This window comes from Micromonospora sp. MH99, from assembly GCF_021442385.1.
GTDB lineage: Bacteria > Actinomycetota > Actinomycetes > Mycobacteriales > Micromonosporaceae > Micromonospora.
Map to the genome: position 1 here is coordinate 1 of NZ_MUZA01000064.1, position 23141 is coordinate 23141.

Here is a 23141-nt window from a genome sequence, read left to right on the forward strand (position 1 = left end):
GGCGCCGGCGAAACGGGCACCGAGGCTCGGCCGCCGCCGCCCGGCGTGGCCGAACCCACCGACGCGGATCCGGCCGCGGCACCGCCACGTGGCGGCACGGACGCCGAACCACCCACCGACGCGCGACCACCGGCGGCCGGCGGTGTCACAGAGGCACGACCGGGGGGCGCCGCAGGCTCCGAGGCGGACCAGCCGCCTGCCCGGGAGTCACCTCCGGGCCGGCGGTACGCGTCGTCCGCGCCCGGTCCGGGGTCGCCGTTCGGGCCCGGGTACTGGGCCCGCCCGCGCGCAGAACTGGGATCGCCGTACGAGTTCATTCCTCACACCCTGCCGGTCGCGGTGGGGCGCGACTGCGCCGCCACCGGGTTGCCGTGAGTTGTTTCACCCGGGACGCCGGCACGGGGGTGCCGGCTCGCCAAGGTCATTGCCGTATCAATGGGGCCAATCGGACCAACGAGTGGTCGACCGTCCCGGGCGATGTGCACGGCCCCGGAGCCGGTCGAACCAACTGAGATCACCGTTGCGCCTCTCGCCTCCGCCGACCCACGTTCCCGGCGCCCGCCGCGTCCTGCTCGCTGCCGCCAGCACCGTCGCCATCACCCGGGAGACCGTCCCGGCCGAGCAGGTACTGCTCGACGAGATGGTTCCAGTCACAGCCGAGGCACACCTCCACCACGAAGACCTGGAACTCACGTAGCGTCATCGCCAGCACGGGCAGCTCGGCCAGTGTCCGGGCCTGTCCGGCGGACTGCTTGAGTTCGTCCCCGTAAATGTAGTGGACGAGAGTCAGATTCTCGCTGCGACAGATGGGGCATCGACGGTCGGTCGGTTCACCGTGGAACCGGGCAGCGTTCTTCAGGTACGGCGACGCGTCGCACACGTCGTACGTGCCGACCCGGCCGGCCAGGAGCTCACGCAGCACTGCTCGCTTCTGAAGCGAGTAGTCGACGACCTGGCGCTGCGTACGCATGCGGAGAAGGGTACGCGGTCCGGCTCGACGAGGCGACCACGGTCACGATCCGTGACGGAAGGACCCCGGAACGGGGGTTTGCCCTGGCCCACGCGACCCGCTAACGTGCGATGTATCGGTCCGATACATCGCGGCGGTTACCGCTCCGCGCCGGAGGGTAAAGAGAGGGTGGCCAGTGCTCGAATTCGCCATCCTCGGCCTCCTGCAGGAGTCTCCGATGCACGGCTATGAGCTGCGCAAGGAGCTGACCGCCAAACTCGGCGCGATCCGGGCGGCGATCAGCTACGGCTCGCTCTATCCCACGCTACGCAGGCTCCAAGCGGCGGGATGGATCACCGAAGCTGCTGAGACGCCCGCCACCGCCGAGGAGGTTCCCGCGCTGACCAGCCGACGAGGTCGGGTGGTCTACAAAATCACCGCGGAAGGCAAGGAACGCTTCGCCCAGCTGATCGCACAGGCCGGGCCCGAGACGTACGACGACACGGGCTTCGGGGTGCACTTCGCGTTCTTCGCCCGGACCGACCAGGCGACCCGACTCCGCATTCTGGAGGGTCGCCGCCGCAAGATCGAGGAGCGTCGCGAAGGGCTTCGTGACGTGCTGGGCCGGGCGGCCGAGCGCCTCGACGCTTACACGCTGGAACTGCAGCGCCACGGTCTTGATGCCTGTGAGCGCGAGGTCCGCTGGCTGGAGGAGCTCATCGCCAACGAGCGCTCCGGCCGAGCCCCGACGGTCCCGAACATCGGGACAGCCGGCGGCCGACGAGAAGACAACAGCCCGCCTCCGCCTGGAGAGACCAGGAAAGAGCGGCCGTGACAGAAAAGAAGGAGGCAGACGCTATGGGCTCCGTCCGCGTCGCCATCGTCGGTGTGGGTAACTGCGCCTCGTCCCTGGTTCAGGGCGTCGAGTACTACCGGAACGCCAACCCGAACGACCGCGTCCCGGGTCTCATGCACGTCGCCTTCGGCGACTACCACGTCAACGCCGTGGAGTTCGTCGCGGCATTCGACGTGGACGCCAAGAAGGTGGGCATGGACCTCGCGGAGGCGATCGTCGCCAGCGAGAACAACACCATCAAGCTCTGCGACGTGCCGCCGACCGGCGTCACCGTGCAGCGCGGCCCGACCTTCGACGGTCTGGGCCAGTACTACCGCGAGATCGTCGAGGAGTCGGACGCCACCCCGGTCGACGTGGCGCAGGCGCTGCGCGACGCGCAGGTCGACGTCGTCGTCTGCTACCTCCCGGTCGGCTCCGAGCAGGCCGCCAAGTTCTACGCCCAGGCTGCGATCGACGCCGGCTGCGCGTTCGTCAACGCCCTGCCGGTCTTCATCGCCTCCGACCCGGAGTGGGCCCAGAAGTTCACCGACGCCGGCCTGCCCATCGTCGGTGACGACATCAAGAGCCAGGTCGGCGCCACCATCGTGCACCGCGCCCTCGCGAAGCTCTTCGAGGACCGTGGCGTCGAGCTGCTGCGCACGTACCAGCTCAACTTCGGCGGCAACATGGACTTCATGAACATGCTGGAGCGCAAGCGGCTCGTCTCGAAGAAGATCTCGAAGACCCAGTCGGTCACCTCGCAGATCCCGCACGAGATGAGCAAGAGCGACGTGCACATCGGCCCGTCGGACCACGTGCCGTGGCTGGACGACCGCAAGTGGGCGTACATCCGCCTCGAGGGTCGCTCGTTCGGTGACACCCCGCTCAACGCCGAGCTCAAGCTCGAGGTGTGGGACTCGCCGAACTCGGCAGGCGTCATCATCGACGCCGTGCGCGCCGCGAAGATCGCCCTGGACCGGAAGATCGGCGGCCCGATCCTGTCGGCCTCGTCGTACTTCATGAAGTCCCCGCCGGTGCAGTACGCCGACCACGACGCCCACCAGGCCGTCGAGGAGTTCATCGCCGGCGAGGTCGAGCGCTGACCCGCTGAGCACCAGCACGGCCGAGGGGCCGGGTCCGGTCGGACCCGGCCCCTCGCCGCGTTCGGCACCCAGTGCGGCAATCGGTGGCGGCTCGGCAGCGCGATGCTCGGCGTGTCGAACTGCTCAGCCGCCAACGATCAGCAGATGGACCGGAGAGCGACGCCGTCAGGACCAGGCGTGGCGCAGCGCGACGCTCGCCTCCAGCTCCAACAGCGTGACCTTGCGCGGCAGGCCCCCGCCGAAGCCGACCAGCTTGCCGCCCGCGCCGACGATCCGATGACAGGGCACGATCACCGGGATCGGGTTGCGGTTGCAGGCCACCCCCACCGCCCGCGCCGCACCGGGATCGCCGACCAGCCGCGCCACCTCGCCGTACGTCAGCGTCTCGCCGTACGGGATGCGCGTCATCTCCCGCCACACCGCCCGCTCGAACTCGGAGCCGCGCGGCATCGACACCGGGGCGGTGAAAGCGGTGAGCTCACCCGCGAAGTACGCCCGCAGTTCGGTCATCACCTGCCAGGACAACGCGTCGCCGGGCTCGTCGGCCGCCGCCCCGACCCGCCCGAAGGCCGCGCCACAGACGTTCGTGCCGTCGGTGGCCACGGAGAACTCGCCGATCGGTGAGTCGAGCACGGTCCAGCGCATCCACCCATTCTCCCCGACCCGTACGTCGCTACCCCTCCGGCTACCAGCGTCGGGTCGAACGCCATTCCTCGGCGGCCCGGACGGCTTCTTTCGCCGCGGCCCGCTCTGCCTGTGCCCGATCGCGGTCGCGGAAACCCAGATAGAGCTTGCGGCCGGCGTAGATGGGGAGCAGCACAGCCCCGTAGAAAAGCACGACAGTTTCGTCGTTCGAGCTGAGCAGGTAGTAGGCGTAGTAGCCGGCGAGAGCACCACCGATACCGGCCAGTACCCGATCGACCCGGGATGTGGTGGCGAACGAGGTGACCGCGACGCCCAGCAGCGCGACTGCGGTCAACGCCAGGCTGACGATGTAGAAGACGACCACGATGTACGGGATGGTCGGGTCGGCCACGGGCAGGTCCTCTCGATGCGCGTTGACCGGGACGATCTGCCGGCGGCGGAGAAGATAACGCGCCCGAGCCATCCGGCGCTGCCCTGTTTTCGATCAGCTCTGGAAAGATTCATCTCCGCGTCGAGCGCGACCGTTGAACCTTGCACCACGTCGATACCGTGCAGGTCGTGGCCACGGGGACGCTCATCTTTCTGATCATCGGTGGGGCGGGTGTCGGCGTGCTGGCACTCGCCCTGCTCGGCAGCGAGCTGCTGCACTTCGGGCACGCCGACGTGGACGGGCCCATCTCCACCGAGACGGTCGCCGGGTTCGCCGGCGCTTTCGGGTTCGGCGGGGCGATCGTCAACGAGCTGCTCGGCGCGCGTACCCCCGCGCTGATCGCGGGTGCGGCGGCCGGCGGCCTGCTCGCGGCCGTGCCCACGGCGTGGCTGGCGTCGCGGCTCAGTCGGGCGGCGCGCAACATGCGCACCGACCCCACCCCCACCCGTGACGACCTGGTCGGCGCGCTCGGCCTGGTCGTCACCCCGGTGCCAGCCAACGGGTACGGCGAAGTCCGCATTCGCCTCGCCGGCCAACCGGTCAAGCTCAGCGCCCGCGCGGACCAGCCGATCCCGATCGGTGCCCAGGTCTTCGTCGTGCAGGCGCTCAGCGAGACCAGCGTGCACGTAGAAACCTACTGACCTCCCCCTCATAGACGGGACTCCTCATATGGCCCTACTCATCGCCATCGGTGGTGCGGTTCTCCTCGCGCTCGTCCTGGTGTTCTTCGTTCTCTCCCGGATCAAGGTGGCCGGACCGAACGAGGCGTTCATCGTCACCGGCCGCAAGGGCCGTACCACGCAGACCGCCGACGGTGCCCGGTCGACCGACAATTCCGGGCAGAAGGTGGTGCTGGGCGCCTCGGTCTTCGTGCTGCCGGTGGTGCAGAAGCTCCAGTCGCTCGACCTGTCCAGCCGGCGGATCGACGTCGGCATCCGGGGCGCGGTCAGCAAGCAGGGCATCCGCGCCGACCTGCACGGGGTGGCGATCGTCAAGGTCGGCGGGACCGAGGACGCGATCCGGGCAGCCGCGCAGCGGTTCCTGCACCAGCAGGACGAGATCGACAACTTCACCCGGGAGGTGCTGGCCGGCGCGCTGCGCTCGATCGTCGGCCGGCTCACCGTCGAGGAGGTCATCCGGGACCGGGCGGCGTTCGCCAGCGCGGTGGCCGAGGAGGCCGAGCACTCGATGACCAACCAGGGTCTCGTGCTGGACACCTTCCAGTTGCAGGACATCCTCGCCGAGGGTTCGTACCTCCAGGACCTGGGGCGACCCGAGGCGGCCCGGGTGCTCAAGGACGCGGCGATCGCCGAGGCGCGGGCCCGCCAGCAGGCCGAGCAGGAGCGGCTGCTCGCCGAGGAGGCCATCGCGGAGGCGAACCGGAACCTGGCCCTCAAGCAGGCGGGCATCCAGGCGGAGATCGACGCGGCGAAGGCCAAGTCGGCCGCAGCCGGGCCGCTCGCCCAGGCCGAGCGGGACCAGGCGATCCTCTCCGAGCAGCAGAAGGTCGCGGAGCGCAACGCCGAACTCAAGCAGCGTCAGCTGGACACCGAGGTGCGCAAGCCGGCCGACGCCGCCCGGTACAAGGTGGAGCAGGAGGCCGAGGCGGCCCGCAACGCGGCGGTGCTGAGCGCCGACGCGCAGCGCCAGGCCGTCATCGCCGCCGCGCAGGCCTCCGCCGAGCAGGCACGGCTCACCGGTGAGGGCGAGCGCGCCCGCCGGGCCGCGCTCGCCGAGGCGAACGCGATCGAGGGCGCCAAGGAGGGTGAGGCCGAGCAGCGGCGGCGCTCCGCGATCGCCGAGGCGGTCGAGCGGGAGGGTACGGCCGAGGCCGCGGCCATCCAGGCGCGAGGACAGGCCGAGGCCGACGCGATGGCCCGCAAGGCCGAGGCTTTCGCTGCGTACGGCGAGGCCGCGGTGCTGGACCTCCTGGTCAAGGTGCTGCCGCAGGTCGTCGAGGCGGCGAGCGCTCCGATCGGGGCGATCGACAAGATGACAGTCATCTCCACCGACGGCGCGTCGTCGCTGACGAAGTCGGTGGCCGGCAACGTCGCCCAGGGACTTCAGCTCGGCAGCGACCTGACCGGGATCGACCTGGCCGGTCTGCTGGGCCGACTCGGCGCCCGTGCCGACGACGACGCCGCTCGCGCCGCCGATTCGGCGACGCGGGGCGGAACGCCGACGGCGGGTAACGCGGTCGTCCCGAGCACCCGCTGATCGGACTCCATCGTCCGGTAAGCAGTGACGCCGCCGAGCCGAACGGTTCGGCGGCGTCAGGCAGCCCACAGCTGGGCCAGCCAAACGCCGGTCGGTCCGCTGGACCCAGCGGACCGACCGGCGTCGGTAGAGAGGGCTGTTGGTCAGGCGAGCCCGATGGTGAACTTCTCCCAGGGCCCGAGCCCATAGGTGGGGCTGGACCAGTCGATGTTCCGGTTCGCGATGAGCGGCTTGCCACCGGCGCTCTCGGCCGTCACGGCCTTGTCATTGACGTACGCACCGAAATGGACCGTTCCGTCGGCGTTGTGGTCGATGACGTAGAAGACGGTCGAGTCGGTGATCGCCGTGCCACTTGCGAGCAACGGGTTGGCCCCGGCGGCCACGTACTTGTTGTTGACCAGCGCCCGCAGCGCGTAGTACTGGTATCCGAGGTCGACCAGCTCGTACTTCTCCCATGCACCCGGTGCGGTGGCGCGGGCGATGAGCGGCTTGGTCCCGCCATTCTCCGCGGTGACGAACTTGCCGTTCGCTGACGCCTTGAGGCTGATCACCGGGTTCGGCGACTCCAGGTCGAACTTCTCCCAGGCACCGATGGTCGTGCCACGGGCGATCAGCGGCTTGGTGCCTGCGGACTCCGCGGTGACGAACTTGCCGTTGACCTGCGCCTTGAGGCTGACGCTGCCGTCGGTGTTGTTGAGCAGCTGGAACTTCTCCCAGGCCCCGATGGCCGTGCCACGGGCGATCAGCGGCTTGGTGCCTGCGGACTCCGCGGTGACGAACTTGCCGTTGACCTTCGCCTTCAGGGCGACAAGCCCACTGCCGGCAGCGACGAGGTCGAACTTCTCCCACGCCCCGAGGACGGCGCCGCGCGCGACAAGCGGCTTGGTGCCAGCGGACTCCGCGGTCACCAGGCTGTCGTTGGTCCGGGCCCGCAGGCCGACGTCGCTGCGGGTCGTCACCGCCGGTCCGACGTAGAGCAGCCGGTCCAGGGAACCCGTCGTGCCGAGCACGGCCCCCGAGATACCGCTGGTCACGATGTAGTCCCGTACCTGGGCCGGGGTCGAGGTGGGGCTGACGGCCAGCCGCAGTGCCGCGGCGCCGGCCACATGTGGCGACGCCATGGAGGTGCCGTCGCCGACCACGGATGCGGTAGGGCTGGCGATACCCGCCGAGGTGATGCCCACGCCCGGGGCGAACGTGTCAAGGCACGAACCCCAGTTCGAGAAGGTCGCGCGCATGTCGACCCGGTCCGTCGCGCCCACCGTGATCGCCGCCGGCAACGCGCTCGGTGAGTAGTTGCAGGCGTCGTCGTAGCTGTTGCCGGCGGCGACCGCGTAGGTGATTCCGGAGGCGATGGAGGTGGCCACCGCCTGCTCCATGGCCGGGTCACGGCCGACGACGGTCCCGAGACTCATGTTGGCGACGGCCGGCTTGACGGCGTTGGCCGTCACCCAGTCGATCCCGGCCAGGATCGTCTCGGTGTCACCGCTACCCGAGCAGTCCAGCACCCGTACCGCCACCAGCTTGACATCCTTGGCGACGCCGTAGGTGCTGCCGCCGAGGGTGCCGGCGACGTGTGTGCCGTGACCCTCGCAGTCCTCGGCGACCGTGTCGTTGTCGACGGCGTCGTAGCCGTACGAGGCCCGGGTCCCGAAATCCTGGTGGTCGATCTTGATGCCCGTGTCGATCACATACGCGGTGACGCCGCTCGCCGACGCGGAAGGGTAGCTGTACGTCTTGTTCAGTGCCGGCGTGACCTGGTCGATCCGGTCCAGACCCCACGACGGCGGGTTGGTCTGCGTACCACTCGCCCGGTAACGCCGCACCGGCTGGACCGACGCCACGTCCTCGTGTGCCGCCAACCGCTTCGCCTGCGTCGCGCTCAGTTGGGCGGAGTAGCCCCGCAGAGTGCGGGTGAAGACCTGCCGGACCGCCCCGCCGTTGTTTCGCGACAGTGCGGTCGCCGCCGCGCGGGTCTGCGCAGGGGTTGCCTTGGTGTCCTTCAACACGACGATGTAGCGACCGGGCACGACCGCGTCCGCCTGGTCATTCCGCGAATCGGCCGGGGTACGCGGAGCGGAGGGAAGCTGCGCCCCACCCGGCTCGGCCATCGCCGGCACGGTGGTGAGGACGGACGTCAAAGTTGTCACTGAGGCGAGCACCAGGCCCACCGCCGCCGTTCGGTATGTCACGCCACGGCTGAAAATCACATGTACTCCCCGTAAGCAGACCAGCGCCCACCCACGATGGATCATCGATGAGGCCCGCAATCCTGCGGCGCCTGACGGGCGCTGGTGAATGTTGCACCATCGTCTATGAGCGCCAATGCTGAGGCTTCATCCGTTCGGTGGACAACATTGGATATTCACCCGGCCCGCCGTCTCCGGAGTCCTTACCGGACTACCGAATACCCTGTTCGTTGGCCCAGCGCAGCAGCTCCGCCTCGGCGGCGTCGCGGTCCAGCGGACCGTGCTCCAGACGCTGTTCCTTGAGGTGCTTCCAGGCCCGCCCCACGACCGGCCCCGGCGGTACGCCGAGCAGCTCCATGATCGCGTTGCCGTCCAGGTCGGGACGCACCCGGGCCAGGTCCTCCTCGGCGGCGATCCGGGCGATCCGGTCCTCCAACGCGTCGTAGTCGGCGGCGAGCTGCGCGGCCTTACGACGGTTGCGGGTGGTGCAGTCCGAGCGGGTCAGCTTGTGCAGCCGGGGCAGCAGGTCACCGGCGTCGGCGACGTAGCGGCGCACCGCCGAGTCGGTCCACTCGCCCCGCCCGTACCCATAGAAACGCAGGTGCAGCGCGACAAGCGCGGTCACCTTCGCGGTGATCTCCTTGGGGTAGCGCAGGGCCTTCATCCGGGCCTTGGTCAGCCGCGCGCCCACCACCTCGTGGTGGTGGAAGCTGACCCGACCGTCGGACCCGACGGCCTTGGTGGCCGGCTTGCCCACGTCGTGCATGAGGGCGGCCATCCGCAGGATGAAGTCGCAGCCCTCCTCCTCGAAGGAGACCGCGTTCTCGACGACCGTCAGCGTGTGCTCGTAGACGTCCTTGTGCTGGGCGTGCTCGTCGATCTCCAGCTTCAGGCCCGTCAGTTCCGGCAGGAACCGCTCGGCCAGCCCGGTGTCGACAAGCAGCCGCAGCCCGGTGATCGGGTCGGCGCCGCAGAGCAGCTTGGTGAACTCGTCCCGCACCCGCTCGGCGGTGATCCGGTCCAGGTCGGCGGCCATCCCGGTCATCGCCGCGTGCACGTCCGGGTGGACGGCGAAGCGCAGTTGGGCGGCGAACCGGGCCGCGCGCAGCATCCGCAGGGGGTCGTCGCCGAACGACTCACGCGGGGTGCTCGGCGTACGGATGACCTTGGCCGAGAGGTCGTCCAGCCCGCCGTGCGGGTCGGTGAAGCGGTGCTCCGGCAGGCTGACGGCCATCGCGTTGATGGTGAAGTCACGCCGCTTCAGGTCCTCGTCGAGGCTGGTGCCGTACACCACCACCGGGTTGCGGCTGACCTGGTCGTACGACTCGGCGCGGAAGGTGGTGATCTCCAGCCGGAGGCCGTCGCGCTGAGCGCCGATGGTGCCGAACTCCCGACCGGTCTCCCAGATCGACTCGGCCCAGCCCTTGATGATCCGCAACGTCTCGTCGGGGTGGGCGTCGGTGCAGAAGTCCAGGTCGTCGCCGAGCCGGCCGAGCAGGGCGTCGCGGACCGAACCGCCCACCAGGTGCAGCTCGTGACCAGCGCGAACGAAGCGGCGGCCCAACTCGTCGGCGACCGGCGAGACCCGGAGTAGTTCGGCGACGGCGTTGCGCTGCGCGGCGGTGAGTTCGCGGCGGTCGGCGGCGTGTGGAGCGGAGGCTTCGGACATGGGATCGCCAGCTTATCGGGCCGGGGTGTGATCCGATCCGCCGGGCGCGGGTAACGGGCAGGGGTTGACTATGGTCTGTGACGTGCGGGTCGGCGCCCGGCTCGACGTACCCCTGGGAGGCTGGAGATGAGCGGCGGGCTCTACCGCAGCGCGAACGCCGCGCGGGACGGCGGTGCGGGAGCCAACGTCCGCCCCTCCGACGGCGCCACGTTCATTTCGGCCGAACCACTGAACCAGCCGGCCATGGAGTCGACCGCCCCGCCGCAGGAGCAGGTGGGCGAGGCGAGCGCGGCGGCCAACAGCGCGGTGATGGCGGTCGGCAGCCTGGTCAGCCGGGGTACGGGCTTCCTGCGCACGCTCGCGTTGACCGCCGCGCTGGGCGGCGCGCTGGTCGGTGACGCCTACACGACCGCCCAGATCCTGCCCGGGATGGTGTACGAGTTCCTGCTCGGCGGCATCCTCACCAGTGTCCTGATCCCGGTGCTGGTGCGCCGGCGCAAGGTCGACAGCGACGGCGGCCAGGCGTACGCCCAGCGGTTGCTCACCCTCGCGGTGCTGGCCCTGGCCGCGGCGGCGCTGGTGGCGGTGGCCTTCGCCTCCGTGCTGACCTCTCTCTACGCCAGTAAGAAGACCGGAGCCGACTTCCGGGATCTGGTCACGGCGCTGTCCTACCTGATGTTGCCGATGATCTTCTTCACCGGCCTCAGCGCGCTGATCAGCGCGGTACTCAACACCCGGGGGCACTTCGCCGCCCCGATGTGGGCGCCGATCCTGAACAACATCGTGGTGATCGCCACGGCGGGCCTCTACATCGCGATCTTCGGCGCGACGATCGTCAAGCCGGACGAGATGACCACCGGCCGGATCCTGCTGATCGGCGGCGGCACCCTGCTCGGTGTCGCCATCCAGGCCGCCGGGCTGCTGCCGGCCCTGCGCAAGGTCGGTTTCCGCTGGAAGCTCCGGTTCGACTTCCGCACCCTCGGGCTGCGTGAGCTGGGCCGCCTCGGCGGCTGGATGTTCTGCTACGTCGCGGTCAGCCAGGTCGGCCTGATCGTGCTGTTCAACCTGCTGAACCGGGCCGGTAAGGAGAACGCCGCCGGCCCACTGATCTACAACAACGTGTTCCTGCTGCTGATGATGGCGCACGGGATCATCGCCGTCTCGATCATCACGGCGCTGATGCCCCGGATGAGCGCGGCGGCGGCCGACGGCCGGTACGCCGACGTCGCCGCCGACCTGTCCCGCGGCACCCGAACCGTCTCGGCGGTGCTCGCCCCGATCGCGGTCTGCTACGCGGTGCTGGCCACCCCGCTGGCCGTGACGCTGTTCCGCTACGGCGCGTTCACCGACGAGAACGCCGCCGACACCTCACTGGTGCTGCTGCTCGCGGCGCTGGCGCTGGTGCCGTTCGCGATCAGTCAGCTCTTCACCTTCGCCTTCTACGCCCTGCCGGACACCCGCACCCCGGCGTTGATCAACATTCCGGTGGTGGCGCTGCGGATCGGGGTGCAGGTGGTGCTCTACGTCGCCTTCGCCGCACACTTCGCGGCGGCCGGGATGATGATCGGTAACGCCGTGTCCTACCTGGCGGCGGCGTTCGCCTCCGCCTGGCTGCTGCGGCCCCGGGTCGGCCGGATCGGGATGGGCGCCATCCTGCGTACCCTCGGCCGGGTCGTCGTGGCCGCGTTGGGCTCCGCCCTGGTCGGCCTGCTGGTGGTGAACCTGCTGCCCGGGGGCGACACGCCGAGCTGGATGCAGGCCGTGGTCCAACTCGTCATCGGTGGCGCGGTCATCGGCGGGACGTACCTCGGTCTCGCCACGGTGCTGCGGATCGGGGAGATCACCGAGGTCGTCGGCATGGTCCGCCGCCGCCTCGGTCGCTGACCGCAGGGAAACGGGCACGGAAAGTCGTAGCCACACGGAACGTGACCACGGATCACCAGGCTGGGGACGCACCTGTGGATAACTCCGCGATTCGCCGGTCAGCAACCGGATCGGCCTGTGGATAACCAGCCGTACGGCTGAGCGTGGTCGCCCGATCGGCGGGAACAGGCGGTTGGCGGAGGGCACCACGCCAGGTCCAGCCCCAACGTCGGTCACTTGCGGTGAAGCCGTAGATTGGCTAGTACATGTGCCAGCAACGTGGCTGACAACGGTCGTAACCGGACGACTTCCCCGACTCCCGGCACCCCGCCGGGTACGGCAAGAAGATGACATGTCGGGGAGACGGGCAACCCGGGTAAGGTCGCTCTCGACGGGTACGGCAGGCGCCGACGCTGCGCGTCGACACCGGTTGGCCGGTTCCTTCGACGGCAGAGCGGGAAGCCACATGCCCAGCAGTGCGGGTCCATCGATCGACACGATCACCGAGGGAGGACGGGTGACCCAGGTCGGCGAGGGTCAGGAGGCGGACGAGAGCGCTCCTCCGGTCATGACCTTCGGTGCTCCCACGGCCGGTGAAATTCTCGCCGAGCGTTACGAGCTGGTCGAGCACATCAACAACGACAGCGCGGGTCGGCTGGTCTGGCGCGGGGTCGACGTCATCCTGCGCCGCCCCGTCGCGGTGGTGCTGCGCTACCCGGGTGGCGACTCCGCCACCGAGATGCTCCAGGCCGCCGTCGCGGCGAGCCGGGTCATCCACCCCAACCTGGTCGGCGTCTACGACGCCATCGACGAGGCCGAGCGGGCGTACGTGGTCCGTGAGTGGGTGGACGGTCAGTCGTTGCGCGACCTGGCCGCCGAGGGTCCGTTGGACCCGGCACGGGCCACCGCGATCGGCAACGCCGTCGCCAGCGCGCTCGCCGCGGTGCACGCCACCGGAATGGTGCACGGCAACGTCCACCCCGGCACCGTCATGATCAGCGACGAGGGTCGCGTGGTCCTGGCCGACGCGCGCACCGACGGCGACGACAGCCAGGAGAGTGACATCCGGGCGGTCGGCGGCGTCCTCTACTTCGCACTGACCGGTCACTGGCCGCACGCCGAGGCACCGCTGCGCGGCGCCACCGCCGGCCATGGTCGGGCCGCCATCCCGGACGCGGTCCGGGATGCCGGGGGCACCCTCGCGGCACCCCGCCAGGTTCGGGCCGGGGTGCCCGCGTACCTGGACGACCTGACCATGGATCTGCTCGACGCCGAGATCGCGCCGCCGTCGTCCGACGTGCTGGCGGCCGAGTTGGCCCGGCTGGACGTGCCCACCGAGGAGGAGCACTACCTCGACAGCGGTGGGCCGCTGCGCTTCGCCGCCGACACCGAGGACGAGCCGTCGCCGCTGGCCGCGGCCGGTGGTCGCAAGGTCGCCATCGGCATCGCCGGCCTGCTGGCGGTCGCCCTGGTCGGTCTGCTCATCGGGATCAGCGCGCTCGGCGGCGACGACAAGGACCCGCAGAACACCGCCGGGCCCACGCCCACCGCCAGCGCTCCGGCCGGCGACGCCACCCCGGCGGCCGCCACGGTCCGCAACCTCGGCGTGCAGGGCATCCGGATCATCGACCCGGACAGCAGCAAGCGCGACGAACTCGGCGGCGCCGACAAGATCATCGACGGTGACAACGACAAGGGTTGGGAGACCGACCGCTACCCGAACGCCACGTACGGGAACCTCAAGGCCGGCATGGGTGTCTGGCTGGACCTGGGCTCGCCGCACACGGTGAAGTCGGTGCAGGCCGTGCTCTCCGGTCGGGGCGCCACCGCGAAGCTGCTCGCCGGCACGACCGGCTACCCGTCGACCTCCGGCGGCGACAAGCAGATGGTGGCGAACTACAAGACCGAGATCGGTGTCCTGAAGGAGCACGACGGCACCACGATGACCTTCAACGGCTTCAACGCCGACCAGAAGTACCGCTACCTGCTGCTCTGGTTCACCGAGCTGCCGGCCATCGGCGACGAGGACGGCTTCCGGCTCGGCGTGCAGGAGATTACGGTCCAGGGTTCGTGATCCGGCCAGCACGACCCGGGCACCGCATCCGCTGGACGTGGTGATGGACGGGCGCGACGCGGCAACGGACCTCGAGCTGCTGCGCGCCCACGTCGCCGGTGACCGGGACGCCTTCGCGGTGCTGTTCCACAGGCACCGCGACCGGCTCTGGGCGGTGGCCCTGCGGACGCTCGGCGATCGCGAGGAGGCCGCCGACGCCCTCCAGGACGCCCTGCTGTCGGCCCACCGGGCGGCTGGCCGTTTCCGTGGCGACTCCGCAGTCACCACGTGGCTGCACCGCATTGTGGTGAACGCCTGCCTGGACCGGATCCGACGCCGGCAGGCGCACCCCACCGTGCCACTACCCGACGGCAACCGGTCCGGCGACGGATCGGGCACCGGCGGTGTCGAGCCGGCCGCGCCCGCACAGGACCACGACACGGCGCTTGTCGTCCGCGCCGCGCTCGCCGCGCTGCCGGTCGAGCAGCGGGCCGCCCTGGTGCTGGTGGACGTGCAGGGTTACCCGGTGGCCGAGGTGGCCCGCATCCTCGGTGTCGCCGAGGGGACTGTGAAGAGCCGCTGCGCGCGGGGCCGGGCACGGTTGGCGGTGCTGCTCGGGCACCTGCGGCCGGCGACGCCGTCGCAGCCGGCCCCGGCCGGACGGAACGCGGACGTGCCCGGCGTCACGCCGGGGAACCCGCGCCCGGCCGAGGGCGTCGGATCAGGGTCGGTTCGGTACCGGCAGGACGCCAACCAGGAGGACGCGTGACGAACGAGGGGTTCAGGGAGGTCGACACCGACCTGCTCGCTGACTACCTCGGCGGCGCGTTGGACGGCACACCACAGCAGGCCCGGATCGCCCGGCTGGTCGACACGGAGCCGGCGTGGGCAAAGGCGTACGCGCTGCTTGCTCCCGCGGTGACGCAGGTCCGCGCCGAGCTGGCCCGCTGGGCCGAGCCCTCCCCGGAGCTGCCCCCGGCTGTCGCCGAACGGATCTCCGCCGCGCTGGCCGCGGCCGACACCCCGACGGACGACGCCCCGGCCACCCTCGGCGGCGCCACCGGCTCGCCCGAGCTGACTGCTCCCGCGACGCCGGTCAGTGTCCCGGCGCAGGGCGGCCGTCGCCCCGGCGGCCCGTCGCCGACCGAGTCGGGGCGCGGCAGAGCCACCGGCCCGGGTCGCCGACACCGCCGCTGGGCTCGGACCGTCACTCCGGTGGCCGCCGCGGCTGTCGCTGTCGTCGCTGTCGGTCTGGGCCTCCAGCAGCTGTCGACGAACTCCACGGACAGCGGCGCCATGGACCGCCCGGCTGCCGCACCAGGTGCGGCAGCGGCCGGGGCGGCCCGCACCTCCGGGCCCGCGCTGCACAGCGGAACCGACTACACCCCGCAGACTCTCGGCCAGACGGCGACCACACGGCCGTCGCCGCTGCTGGGGAACGGCAGCGACGGCCGCAGCGAGCAGCAGGGGGTGGACGCCGAAGGGGGTCGACGGCCGGCCCCTGACGGATCGGACCAGCTGGCCCGGCTGAGCGGCGAGGCGGCGTTGACCGGCTGCCTGTCGGCCGTGGCGGCGGAGCACGGCTCGGCCCCGCTGGTCGTCGAGGTGATCGACTACGCACGGTTCCAGGGCGAGCAGGCGCTGGTCATCCGGTTCACCGACGCGACGGGGGCCCGTTGGGCGTGGGTGAGCGGCCCCGAGTGTGGTGTTCCCGGGTCCGGCTCGGACAGCCGGTATTCGTCGCGGGTAGGGTGAATCCGCGGTCATCGGTGCGATGTGCGTCCACGTGACGTGACCCACCGGATGCCCGGCTCGGGAATCCCCGCTTCGTACGATGACGTTCTGGAAGTCAGCTGCCGGCACCCCCCAGGCGTCGGCACTCGGATCAGCATCGGTGCGCGCGCCGACGCCGAACACACACAACTCGGGAGACGGCAGTGGACGAGGTCCGCAACCTGATCATCATCGGCTCCGGCCCGGCCGGTTACACGGCGGCGGTCTATGCGGCGCGCGCCAACCTGAAGCCGCTGATCATTGAGGGCGTGCAGTCCGGTGGCGCGCTGATGACCACTACCGAGGTGGAAAACTTCCCGGGCTTCGCCGACGGCATCCTCGGCCCCGAGCTGATGGACAACATGCGCAAGCAGGCCGAGCGGTTCGGTGCCGAGTTCCTCACCGACGACGTGACCCGGGTCGAGCTGGTCGACACCGGCGACGCCGGCTCCGGCGCGGTGAGCACCGTGTGGGTCGGCGAGACCGCCTACCGGGCCCGCTCCGTCATCCTCTCCACCGGTTCGGCCTGGCGTCCGCTGGGTGTGCCGGGTGAGCAGGAATACCTCGGCCACGGTGTCTCCTCGTGCGCCACCTGTGACGGCTTCTTCTTCCGCAACCAGCACATCGTCGTCGTCGGCGGTGGTGACTCGGCGATGGAGGAGGCCAGCTTCCTCACCCGCTTCGCCGACTCGGTCACCATCATCCACCGGCGGGACTCGTTCCGGGCCAGCAAGATCATGGCCGACCGGGCGCTGAGCAACGACAAGATCAAGGTCGAGTGGAACAGCACCGTCGAAGAGGTCCTGGGCGCCGACGGCAAGGTCACCGGCGTACGGGTCCGCAACGTGCACACCGGCGAGACCAAGGTGCTGGACGTGACAGGCGTGTTCGTCGCCATCGGTCACGACCCGCGCAGTGAGCTCTTCCAGGGCCAGGTCGAGCTGGACGACGAGGGTTACGTGAAGGTCCAGGCGCCCGGCACCCGGACGAGCGTGCCCGGCGTCTTCGCCGCCGGTGACGTGGTCGACCACACCTACCGCCAGGCGATCACCGCGGCCGGCACCGGCTGTGCCGCCGCGCTCGACGCCGAGCGGTTCATCGCGACGCTCAGCTGAAACAGGAAACACATCCCGGAGGAGGGCAATAGTGGGAAATACCAAGGCGGTCACGGACGCGAGCTTCGTCGCTGACGTGCTGCAGGCCGACAAGCCGGTGCTGGTGGACTTCTGGGCCGAGTGGTGCGGGCCGTGCCGCAAGGTGTCGCCGCTGCTCGAGGAGATCGCGGGCGAGATGGGCGACCAGGTCACCATCGTCAAGCTCAACATCGACGAGAACCCGGAGACCGCCCGGGCCTACCGGGTGATGTCGGTGCCGACCCTCACCGTCTTCAAGAACGGCCAGCCCGTGCAGTCGATCGCCGGCGCCAAGCCGAAGGGCGAGCTGGTCCGGCTCATCGAGTCGGCCCTCTGATCCGCAGAGACACCACCGAACCCCGTACCCGCTCGTCGGGTGCGGGGTTCGCTGTCTTCCCGGCCGGCACGGACGGAGTTTTTCCAGGCCGAGCCACCTGGCCGCCCCGGAGCGCATAACCTCAAGCCGGGGCCGCCCGGCCAGCCAGATTCGTGCAGAGGGGGTCGTGCGTGCGTCCGATCCGAGCCGGAGACCGGGGACCCGCGGTCACGGAGATCCGTACCATCCTCACCGGCCTCGACCTGCTCGCCGCCGCCGGCCCGCATACCGACGAATTCGACCTGGACACCGAACGCGCGGTCCGGGCGTTCCAGCAGTCCCGTGGGCTCAGCGTGGACGGCCGGGTCGGCTCGGAGACCTGGGGCGCGTTGGACGCCGCACGCTGGCGGCTCGGCGCCCGCACCCTCTACCACGCGATCCCCGAGCCGCTCACCGGCGAGGACGTCCGATCGCTGCAGGAACGACTGCTGGAGATGGGGTACGACGTCGGCCGCGCCGACGCCATCTACGGCATCCGGACCTCCCGTGCGGTGGCCCAGTTCCAGCGCGAGGTCGGGCTCACCCCCGACGGCTCCTGCGGGCCGCACACCATGGACGCGCTGCGCCGGATCGGTCGCAAGGTCGTCGGCGGCCGCCCCCAGTGGTTGCGCGAGTCCGACGCGATCCGCCAGTCCGGGCCGGCGCTGGTCGGCAAGACGGTGGTCATCGACCCCGGCCACGGTGGCACCGATCCGGGCATGGTGGTGCCGGACGGGCCGCTGCGCTGGACGGAGGCGGACCTCGTACACGACCTGGCGAGCCGGTTGGAGGGGCGGCTCGCCGCGTCCGGGGTGCGGGTTCAGCTCACCCGCGGTCCCGCGCCCGACAAGTGCCTGCCGGACACCGACCGGGCGCTGCTGGCGAATTCGCTCGGCGCCGACGTCTTCATCTCGCTGCACCTGGACGGGCACGCCAACCCGGACGCGGAAGGGGTGGCGACCTACCACTACGGCACCGACAACGGGGTGACGTCGGCGACAGGTGAGCGGCTGGCCGGGTTGGTGCAGCGGGAGATTGTGGCGCGGACCGGGCTGCGGGACTGCCGTACGCACGCCAAGGCGTGGGACCTGCTGCGGCTGACGCGGATGCCGGCAGTCCGGGTGGAGGTCGGCTACCTCACCTCGCCCGTGGACCGCGCCCGGCTCGTCGACCCCCGCTTTCGGGACCGGGTGGTGGAGGCGATCGTTGCCGCGGTGCAGCGGATGTACTACCCGATCGAACGGGACGTGCCGACCGGCTCCCTCGACGTCAGCGAGCTGCGCGCGGTGGTGACCGCCGGCACGGTGGTCGACTGACGGCCGAGCCGCGTCAGCCGCTGGTGGAGCGGGTGGCCGGGGCGGGCCGGACCGGCCGGAGCAGGGTCTCCGGGCTCATCGACCCGAGCAGCTTCTCCAGCGCGTACTCGACGTCGGACTTCCAGCTCAGCGCCGTGCGCAGTTCGAGGCGCAGCCGGGGGAACCGGGGATGCGGACGTACCGTCTTGAAGCCGACGGAGAGGAAGAAGTCGGCGGGCGCCACGCACCCGCCCGCCGGATCGTCCGCGTCACCGAACTTGGCGTCCCCGAACGCCTCGATCGCCTTGATCCCCCGCTTGGTCAGGTCCCGGGCGACGCCCTGCACCAACATGCGACCCAACCCGCCGCCGGCGAACGCGGCGACCACGTTGGCGGTCATCAACAGGGCGGCGTCGGCGGAGACCGGCGACGTCGGGAAGGCCATCGAGCGGGGCACGTAGGCGGGCGGGGCGTACATCACGAAGCCCGCCGGCATGCCGTCGACGTACGCGAGCTTGCCGCAGGAGCCCCACTCCAGCAGGGTCTGGGAGACCCACGCCTCCTTCTCCAGGCCCGGGTCGCCGGCGGCGCAGGCCCGGTCGGCCGAGACCGGATCCAGCTCCCAGTAGACGCACTGGCGGCAGGGGCGCGGAAGGTCCTCCAGCGTGTCGAGGGTCAGGCTGACCAGACGTCGCGACATATGGCGCATCCCCACAATAGGCTCGGTCGTGAGGCCGGCATGGAACGACAGTGCCGCCTTCCTGCCCCCGACGAGCGATCGTACGCCGCCGATCGACCAGACGGGAGGGGACGCGCAAATGCCCACCACACCGGGGACGTCCGCCATGTGGTCGATCCGTCCCGGCACGGCGGCAGGCTGGTCAAGGCCGACTAGGATCGACAATCGGTGTCCCGTCGCCATGGTCACGAGCGTGCGGGGTACCCGGGGCGGGAGCCACCCGAGCAGCGATCGAGGTGAGGTCATGACCGGCACGACACTCGACGACTACACCGACCGGTACGCCCGGCGGGTACGCGGGATGACCGCCTCCGAGATCCGAGCACTCTTCGCGGTGGCCAGTCGACCCGAGGTCGTCTCCCTCGCCGGCGGCGCCCCGTACATCGCCGCGCTGCCGCTCGACGCGGTCGGCGAGATGCTGGGCCGCCTCGGCTCCGAGCACGGGGTGACCACCCTGCAGTACGGCATCGGGCAGGGCACCCTGGAGCTGCGCGAGCGGATCTGCGAGGTCATGTCGCTTTCCGGGATCGACGCCGCATGCGGCGCCTCACCGGAGGACGTGGTGGTCACGGTGGGCGGGCAGCAGGCTCTCGACCTGGTGGCCCGCCTCTTCCTCGACCCCGGTGACGTGGTGCTCGCGGAGGGCCCGACGTACGTCGGCGCGCTCGGGGTGTTCCAGGCCGCCCAGGCGCAGGTGGTGCACGTGCCGATGGACGCCGACGGGCTGATCCCCGAGGCGTTGGAGACGGCGATCGCCGACCTCGCGCGTACCGGCCGGCGGGTCAAGTTCCTCTACACCATCCCCACCTACCAGAACCCGGCCGGCGTGACGCTCAGCGAGGAGCGCCGGGAACGCGTGCTCGACATCTGCGAGCGCGCCGGCCTGCTCGTGATCGAGGACGACCCGTACGGCCAGCTGGGTTTCGAGGGTGAGGCCCCGGCGCCGCTGCGGGCCCGGCGGCGCGACGGTGTCTTCTACCTCAGCACCTTCTCCAAGACGTTCGCTCCCGGCCTGCGGGTCGGTTGGATCCTGGCGCCCCACGCGGTCCGCGACAAGCTGGTCATCGCGAGCGAGGCGCAGATCCTCTGCCCCAGCGGCTACGCGCAGGCCGCCGTGGCCACCTACCTCGGCACCATGCCGTGGCGGCAACAACTCAAGGTCTACCGCGAGGTCTACCGCGAACGCCGCGACGCGCTGCTCGACGCGCTGGCCGATCTGATGCCCGAGGGCACCAGCTGGACGACCCCGGCCGGTGGCCTCTTCGTGTGGGCCACCCTGCCGGAGGGGCTCGATTCGAAGGCGATGATGCCGCGCGCCATCGCCGCCCGGGTCGCCTACGTGCCCGGCACCGGCTTCTACGCCGACGGCACGGGCACCGGCGCCATGCGGCTGAACTTCAGCTTCCCGCCCCCGGAGCGGATCCGCGAAGGCGTCCGCCGACTCGCCGGCGTCATGGAGCAGGAGATCGCGACGCGCCGTGTCTTCGGTGCCGTGGGCGGTGCCGCCGGCCGTCGGGGCCGGCCCGGCTCCGACGTGCCGGGTCCCGACTTGGCATGATGCCGGCATGGGTACGACCGCTGCCGAGCGCTTCTCCGTGACCGATTCCGCCGTCGCGGCCGACCTGCGTGTGCTGGTGCTCGCCGGCGGGCTCTCCTACGAACGGGACGTGTCGCTGCGCTCCGGTCGTCGGGTGCTCGACGCTCTGCGTGCCGTCGGCGTCGAGGCCGAGCTGCGGGATGCCGACGTGGCACTCCTGCCCGCCCTCGCGGCCGACCCACCGGACGCGGTGGTGATCGCCCTGCACGGCGCCACCGGGGAGGACGGCTCGCTGCGGGGGGTGCTGGACCTGTGCGGCATCCCGTACGTCGGCTGTGACGCCCGGGCCTCCCGGCTCGCCTGGGACAAGCCCTCCGCGAAAGCGGTCCTGCGTGAGGCAGGCATCCCCACTCCCGACTGGGTGGCCCTGCCGCACGACCGCTTCTCCGAACTGGGAGCGGTCGCCGTGCTGGACCGGATCGCCGACCGGCTCGGTCTTCCGCTCATGGTCAAGCCGACGCAGGGCGGCTCCGGTCTGGGCGCCGCGGTGGTCCGGGACGCCGCGTCACTTCCGGCAGCGATGGTCGGTTGCTTCGCGTACGACTCGACGGCCCTGGTGGAGCGGTACGTGCCCGGCATGGACGTGGCGGTCTCCGTGATCGACCTCGGGGACGGCCCGCAGGCGCTGCCGCCGGTGGAGATCGTGCCGCGCAACGGCGTGTACGACTACGCCGCCCGCTACACCGCCGGTCGGACCACGTGGCACGCTCCGGCCCGGCTGGAGCCGGAGGTGGCCGCGTCGGTGGCCGAGGTCGCTCTCGCCGCGCACACCGCGCTCGGTCTGCGGGACCTGTCCCGGGTCGACGTGATCGTGGACGCCGCCGGCCAGCCGCACGTGCTGGAGGTCAACGTCTCGCCCGGCATGACGGAGACGTCGCTGCTGCCGCTGGCCGTCCAGGCCGCCGGCCTGGACTTCGGCCGCCTGCTGGGTTCGCTGGTGACCCGGGCCGCCGCCCGTCTCACGGCCTGACCCTGGCCTCGACCCGTCGCACGGCCCGTAGCCGTGGGTCGGCGGGTGTCCTACGCGCGGACCTCTCGCCGACCCACTGCCGAACCAACGGTCAGCGCGTCGTGCGTACGTCGGGTGGGATGCGCCCGTCCTCGGTGACGATGGTGGGGGCGCTGCGCGGGGCCGGGATGACCGGGCGGTGCTCATGGCCCGCTGGCTCGGCCGTCGCGGAATCGGCCACGGTTTCGGCTGCCGGACTGTCGGAGGGCGTCGACGCGGCAGTGGACGCTGCCTCGGCGTCGGTCGCCGGCTCGTCGGAGGGCGCGGCTCCCCGGTTGGTGTCCAGGGCCGGGGTCTTCGGGCCGCCGCCCACGTCCCCGCCAGCGCCGGGGGCGGAGGCATCAGCGGCGCCGGGGCTGCCTTCGACTGCCGGTTCCGGAATCTCCTCGGCCGCCTCGATGACCGACACGGTCTCCTCCTGGGCGGCTGCGGCATGGGCCGCCGCCGCGGCGGACTGGGCCAGCAGGCTCGACGGCGCCTGCCACTGGATGCGAGGCGGCTCGGCCAACGGCCGGCCACCGAACTCGGCGAGCCAGGCAGCGACGAGCGCCAGATTTTCCCGCCACTGCTCCTCGGAGATCGGCGGCAGGATCGAATCCCACAGGGACAGGAAGGTCCCCCGCAACTGAAGCCGGCCGTACGGTCGAGCGAGGAACCACATGTGCAGGTGGGCGGAGCCGTCACCCCATCGGTTGACGTGCACCCGCGCCACGCCGTCCAACGAGCGGATGGCCCGCTCCAGACGTACCGTCATCACGCCCAGCTCGGCGGCGAGCAGATTCGGCAGGTCACCCAGGTCGAGGTGGGTCCGCGATTCCAGGATGAGCACCATCGGCAGGCCGGTCGGCCGGTCCATGGCGCGGACCCGCCATCGCTCTCCCACCCAGATGTAGGCGTCGTCCGGAGCGTTGCAGGCGGTGCATTCCCGGAGGCCCTCGCCCTTGCGTGGCGGTTCGACCGGGACCGGGTCGTCGAGCTGCTTCACGCGGAGGTCGCCCTCGAAGGGGAACGAGGGCCACTGGGTGAAGTCCGGGACTGAGGGAGGGGTGTCGTGCACGACGCTGACCCTAACCGAGTCTGGGACCGCTGTCCCTACCTGTTCGACACGTCCCGGCCCTTCCGATCAGTGCTCTTCGTCAATCGCTGCTCCCGTCGGCGCCGACCGCCAGAGCGATATCCACAGGCTGCCGAGATCGCGAACACAGGCCGTCATCCACAGGCTGGCACCCGCTTTCACGCGGGGTTTCACGTGAAACGAGGGGTACCTGTGGACAACGGGTGTGGATA

At 70.9% G+C, this 23141-nt stretch carries 20 protein-coding genes; 13 read left to right on the plus strand and 7 right to left on the minus strand.

Going from position 1 to position 23141, the window contains the following annotated elements:
* Positions 1-514 precede the first annotated feature (514 nt).
* Positions 515-970: a DUF5318 domain-containing protein gene (locus tag B0E54_RS25750; protein ID WP_234588667.1), complete on the minus strand. Its 456-nt coding sequence runs from the start codon at positions 968-970 to the stop codon at positions 515-517.
* 175 nt (positions 971-1145) lie between these two features.
* Between B0E54_RS25750 and B0E54_RS25755 the strand changes: the two genes are divergently transcribed.
* Together B0E54_RS25755 and B0E54_RS25760 are read left to right on the plus strand one after the other, a co-directional pair.
* Positions 1146-1784, plus strand: coding sequence for a PadR family transcriptional regulator (locus tag B0E54_RS25755; protein ID WP_074315526.1), 639 nt, complete (start codon positions 1146-1148; stop codon positions 1782-1784).
* A gap of 23 nt (positions 1785-1807) precedes the next feature.
* Complete coding sequence (locus tag B0E54_RS25760; RefSeq protein ID WP_234588668.1) at positions 1808-2887, plus strand: inositol-3-phosphate synthase; 1080 nt, start codon at positions 1808-1810, stop codon at positions 2885-2887.
* Positions 2888-3052: 165 nt separating this feature from the next.
* Here the strand turns inward: B0E54_RS25760 and B0E54_RS25765 are convergent, their stop codons facing one another.
* Positions 3053-3532 carry a methylated-DNA--[protein]-cysteine S-methyltransferase gene (locus tag B0E54_RS25765; RefSeq protein WP_234588670.1) on the minus strand — a complete coding sequence of 160 codons (480 nt, stop codon included), beginning with the start codon at positions 3530-3532 and terminating at the stop codon, positions 3053-3055.
* A gap of 40 nt (positions 3533-3572) precedes the next feature.
* Positions 3573-3995 (minus strand): hypothetical protein, encoded by a 423-nt coding sequence (locus B0E54_RS25770; RefSeq protein ID WP_234588672.1) that lies wholly within the window; start codon positions 3993-3995, stop codon positions 3573-3575.
* Between the two features lie 86 nt (positions 3996-4081).
* Here B0E54_RS25770 and B0E54_RS25775 point away from each other — a divergent pair, with 86 nt between their 5' ends.
* Positions 4082-4603, plus strand: a complete 522-nt coding sequence (locus B0E54_RS25775; RefSeq protein WP_234588701.1) for an NfeD family protein — start codon at positions 4082-4084, stop codon at positions 4601-4603.
* 28 nt (positions 4604-4631) lie between these two features.
* The gene (locus B0E54_RS25780; RefSeq protein ID WP_234588674.1) at positions 4632-6179 is read left to right on the plus strand and encodes a flotillin family protein; all 1548 of its coding nucleotides are present in this window, start codon (positions 4632-4634) and stop codon (positions 6177-6179) included.
* A 143-nt stretch (positions 6180-6322) separates the two neighbouring features.
* Here B0E54_RS25780 and B0E54_RS25785 read toward each other — a convergent pair whose 3' ends face one another.
* Both B0E54_RS25785 and B0E54_RS25790 read right to left on the minus strand, forming a co-directional pair.
* Positions 6323-8371 carry a S8 family serine peptidase gene (locus B0E54_RS25785; RefSeq protein ID WP_234588676.1) on the minus strand — a complete coding sequence of 683 codons (2049 nt, stop codon included), beginning with the start codon at positions 8369-8371 and terminating at the stop codon, positions 6323-6325.
* Positions 8372-8579: 208 nt separating this feature from the next.
* The gene (locus tag B0E54_RS25790) at positions 8580-10037 is read right to left on the minus strand and encodes a CCA tRNA nucleotidyltransferase (protein WP_234588678.1); all 1458 of its coding nucleotides are present in this window, start codon (positions 10035-10037) and stop codon (positions 8580-8582) included.
* A gap of 126 nt (positions 10038-10163) precedes the next feature.
* Here B0E54_RS25790 and murJ point away from each other — a divergent pair, with 126 nt between their 5' ends.
* From murJ to B0E54_RS25825, 7 genes are all read left to right on the plus strand, one after another.
* Positions 10164-11921, plus strand: coding sequence for a murein biosynthesis integral membrane protein MurJ (gene murJ, locus B0E54_RS25795; protein ID WP_234588680.1), 1758 nt, complete (start codon positions 10164-10166; stop codon positions 11919-11921).
* 445 nt (positions 11922-12366) lie between these two features.
* Positions 12367-13974 carry a protein kinase family protein gene (locus B0E54_RS25800; protein WP_234588681.1) on the plus strand — a complete coding sequence of 536 codons (1608 nt, stop codon included), beginning with the start codon at positions 12367-12369 and terminating at the stop codon, positions 13972-13974.
* A gap of 43 nt (positions 13975-14017) precedes the next feature.
* Positions 14018-14722, plus strand: coding sequence for an RNA polymerase sigma factor SigM (gene sigM / locus B0E54_RS25805; protein WP_234588682.1), 705 nt, complete (start codon positions 14018-14020; stop codon positions 14720-14722).
* Positions 14719-15708 carry a hypothetical protein gene (locus B0E54_RS25810; RefSeq protein WP_234588683.1) on the plus strand — a complete coding sequence of 330 codons (990 nt, stop codon included), beginning with the start codon at positions 14719-14721 and terminating at the stop codon, positions 15706-15708. The genes sigM and B0E54_RS25810 overlap by 4 nt, the downstream gene beginning before the upstream one ends.
* Positions 15709-15890: 182 nt before the next feature.
* Positions 15891-16841, plus strand: coding sequence for a thioredoxin-disulfide reductase (gene trxB, locus B0E54_RS25815; RefSeq protein ID WP_234588684.1), 951 nt, complete (start codon positions 15891-15893; stop codon positions 16839-16841).
* A gap of 31 nt (positions 16842-16872) precedes the next feature.
* Complete coding sequence (trxA, locus tag B0E54_RS25820) at positions 16873-17196, plus strand: thioredoxin (RefSeq protein ID WP_007453873.1); 324 nt, start codon at positions 16873-16875, stop codon at positions 17194-17196.
* A gap of 170 nt (positions 17197-17366) precedes the next feature.
* Entirely contained in the window at positions 17367-18530 is a 1164-nt protein-coding gene (locus B0E54_RS25825; protein ID WP_234588685.1) for an N-acetylmuramoyl-L-alanine amidase, read from the plus strand.
* Between the two features lie 13 nt (positions 18531-18543).
* Here the strand turns inward: B0E54_RS25825 and B0E54_RS25830 are convergent, their stop codons facing one another.
* A complete protein-coding gene (locus B0E54_RS25830; RefSeq protein WP_234588686.1) occupies positions 18544-19209 on the minus strand; it encodes a GNAT family N-acetyltransferase in 666 nt (221 codons plus the stop codon).
* Between the two features lie 283 nt (positions 19210-19492).
* Here B0E54_RS25830 and B0E54_RS25835 point away from each other — a divergent pair, with 283 nt between their 5' ends.
* Both B0E54_RS25835 and B0E54_RS25840 read left to right on the plus strand, forming a co-directional pair.
* Positions 19493-20806, plus strand: a complete 1314-nt coding sequence (locus tag B0E54_RS25835) for a PLP-dependent aminotransferase family protein (protein WP_234588687.1) — start codon at positions 19493-19495, stop codon at positions 20804-20806.
* Between the two features lie 7 nt (positions 20807-20813).
* Positions 20814-21815 carry a D-alanine--D-alanine ligase gene (locus tag B0E54_RS25840; RefSeq protein ID WP_234588688.1) on the plus strand — a complete coding sequence of 334 codons (1002 nt, stop codon included), beginning with the start codon at positions 20814-20816 and terminating at the stop codon, positions 21813-21815.
* Between the two features lie 91 nt (positions 21816-21906).
* On the opposite strand, the gene B0E54_RS25845 is transcribed toward B0E54_RS25840, so the two are convergent.
* Positions 21907-22911: a hypothetical protein gene (locus B0E54_RS25845; RefSeq protein WP_234588690.1), complete on the minus strand. Its 1005-nt coding sequence runs from the start codon at positions 22909-22911 to the stop codon at positions 21907-21909.
* Between the last annotated feature and the right edge of the window lie 230 nt (positions 22912-23141).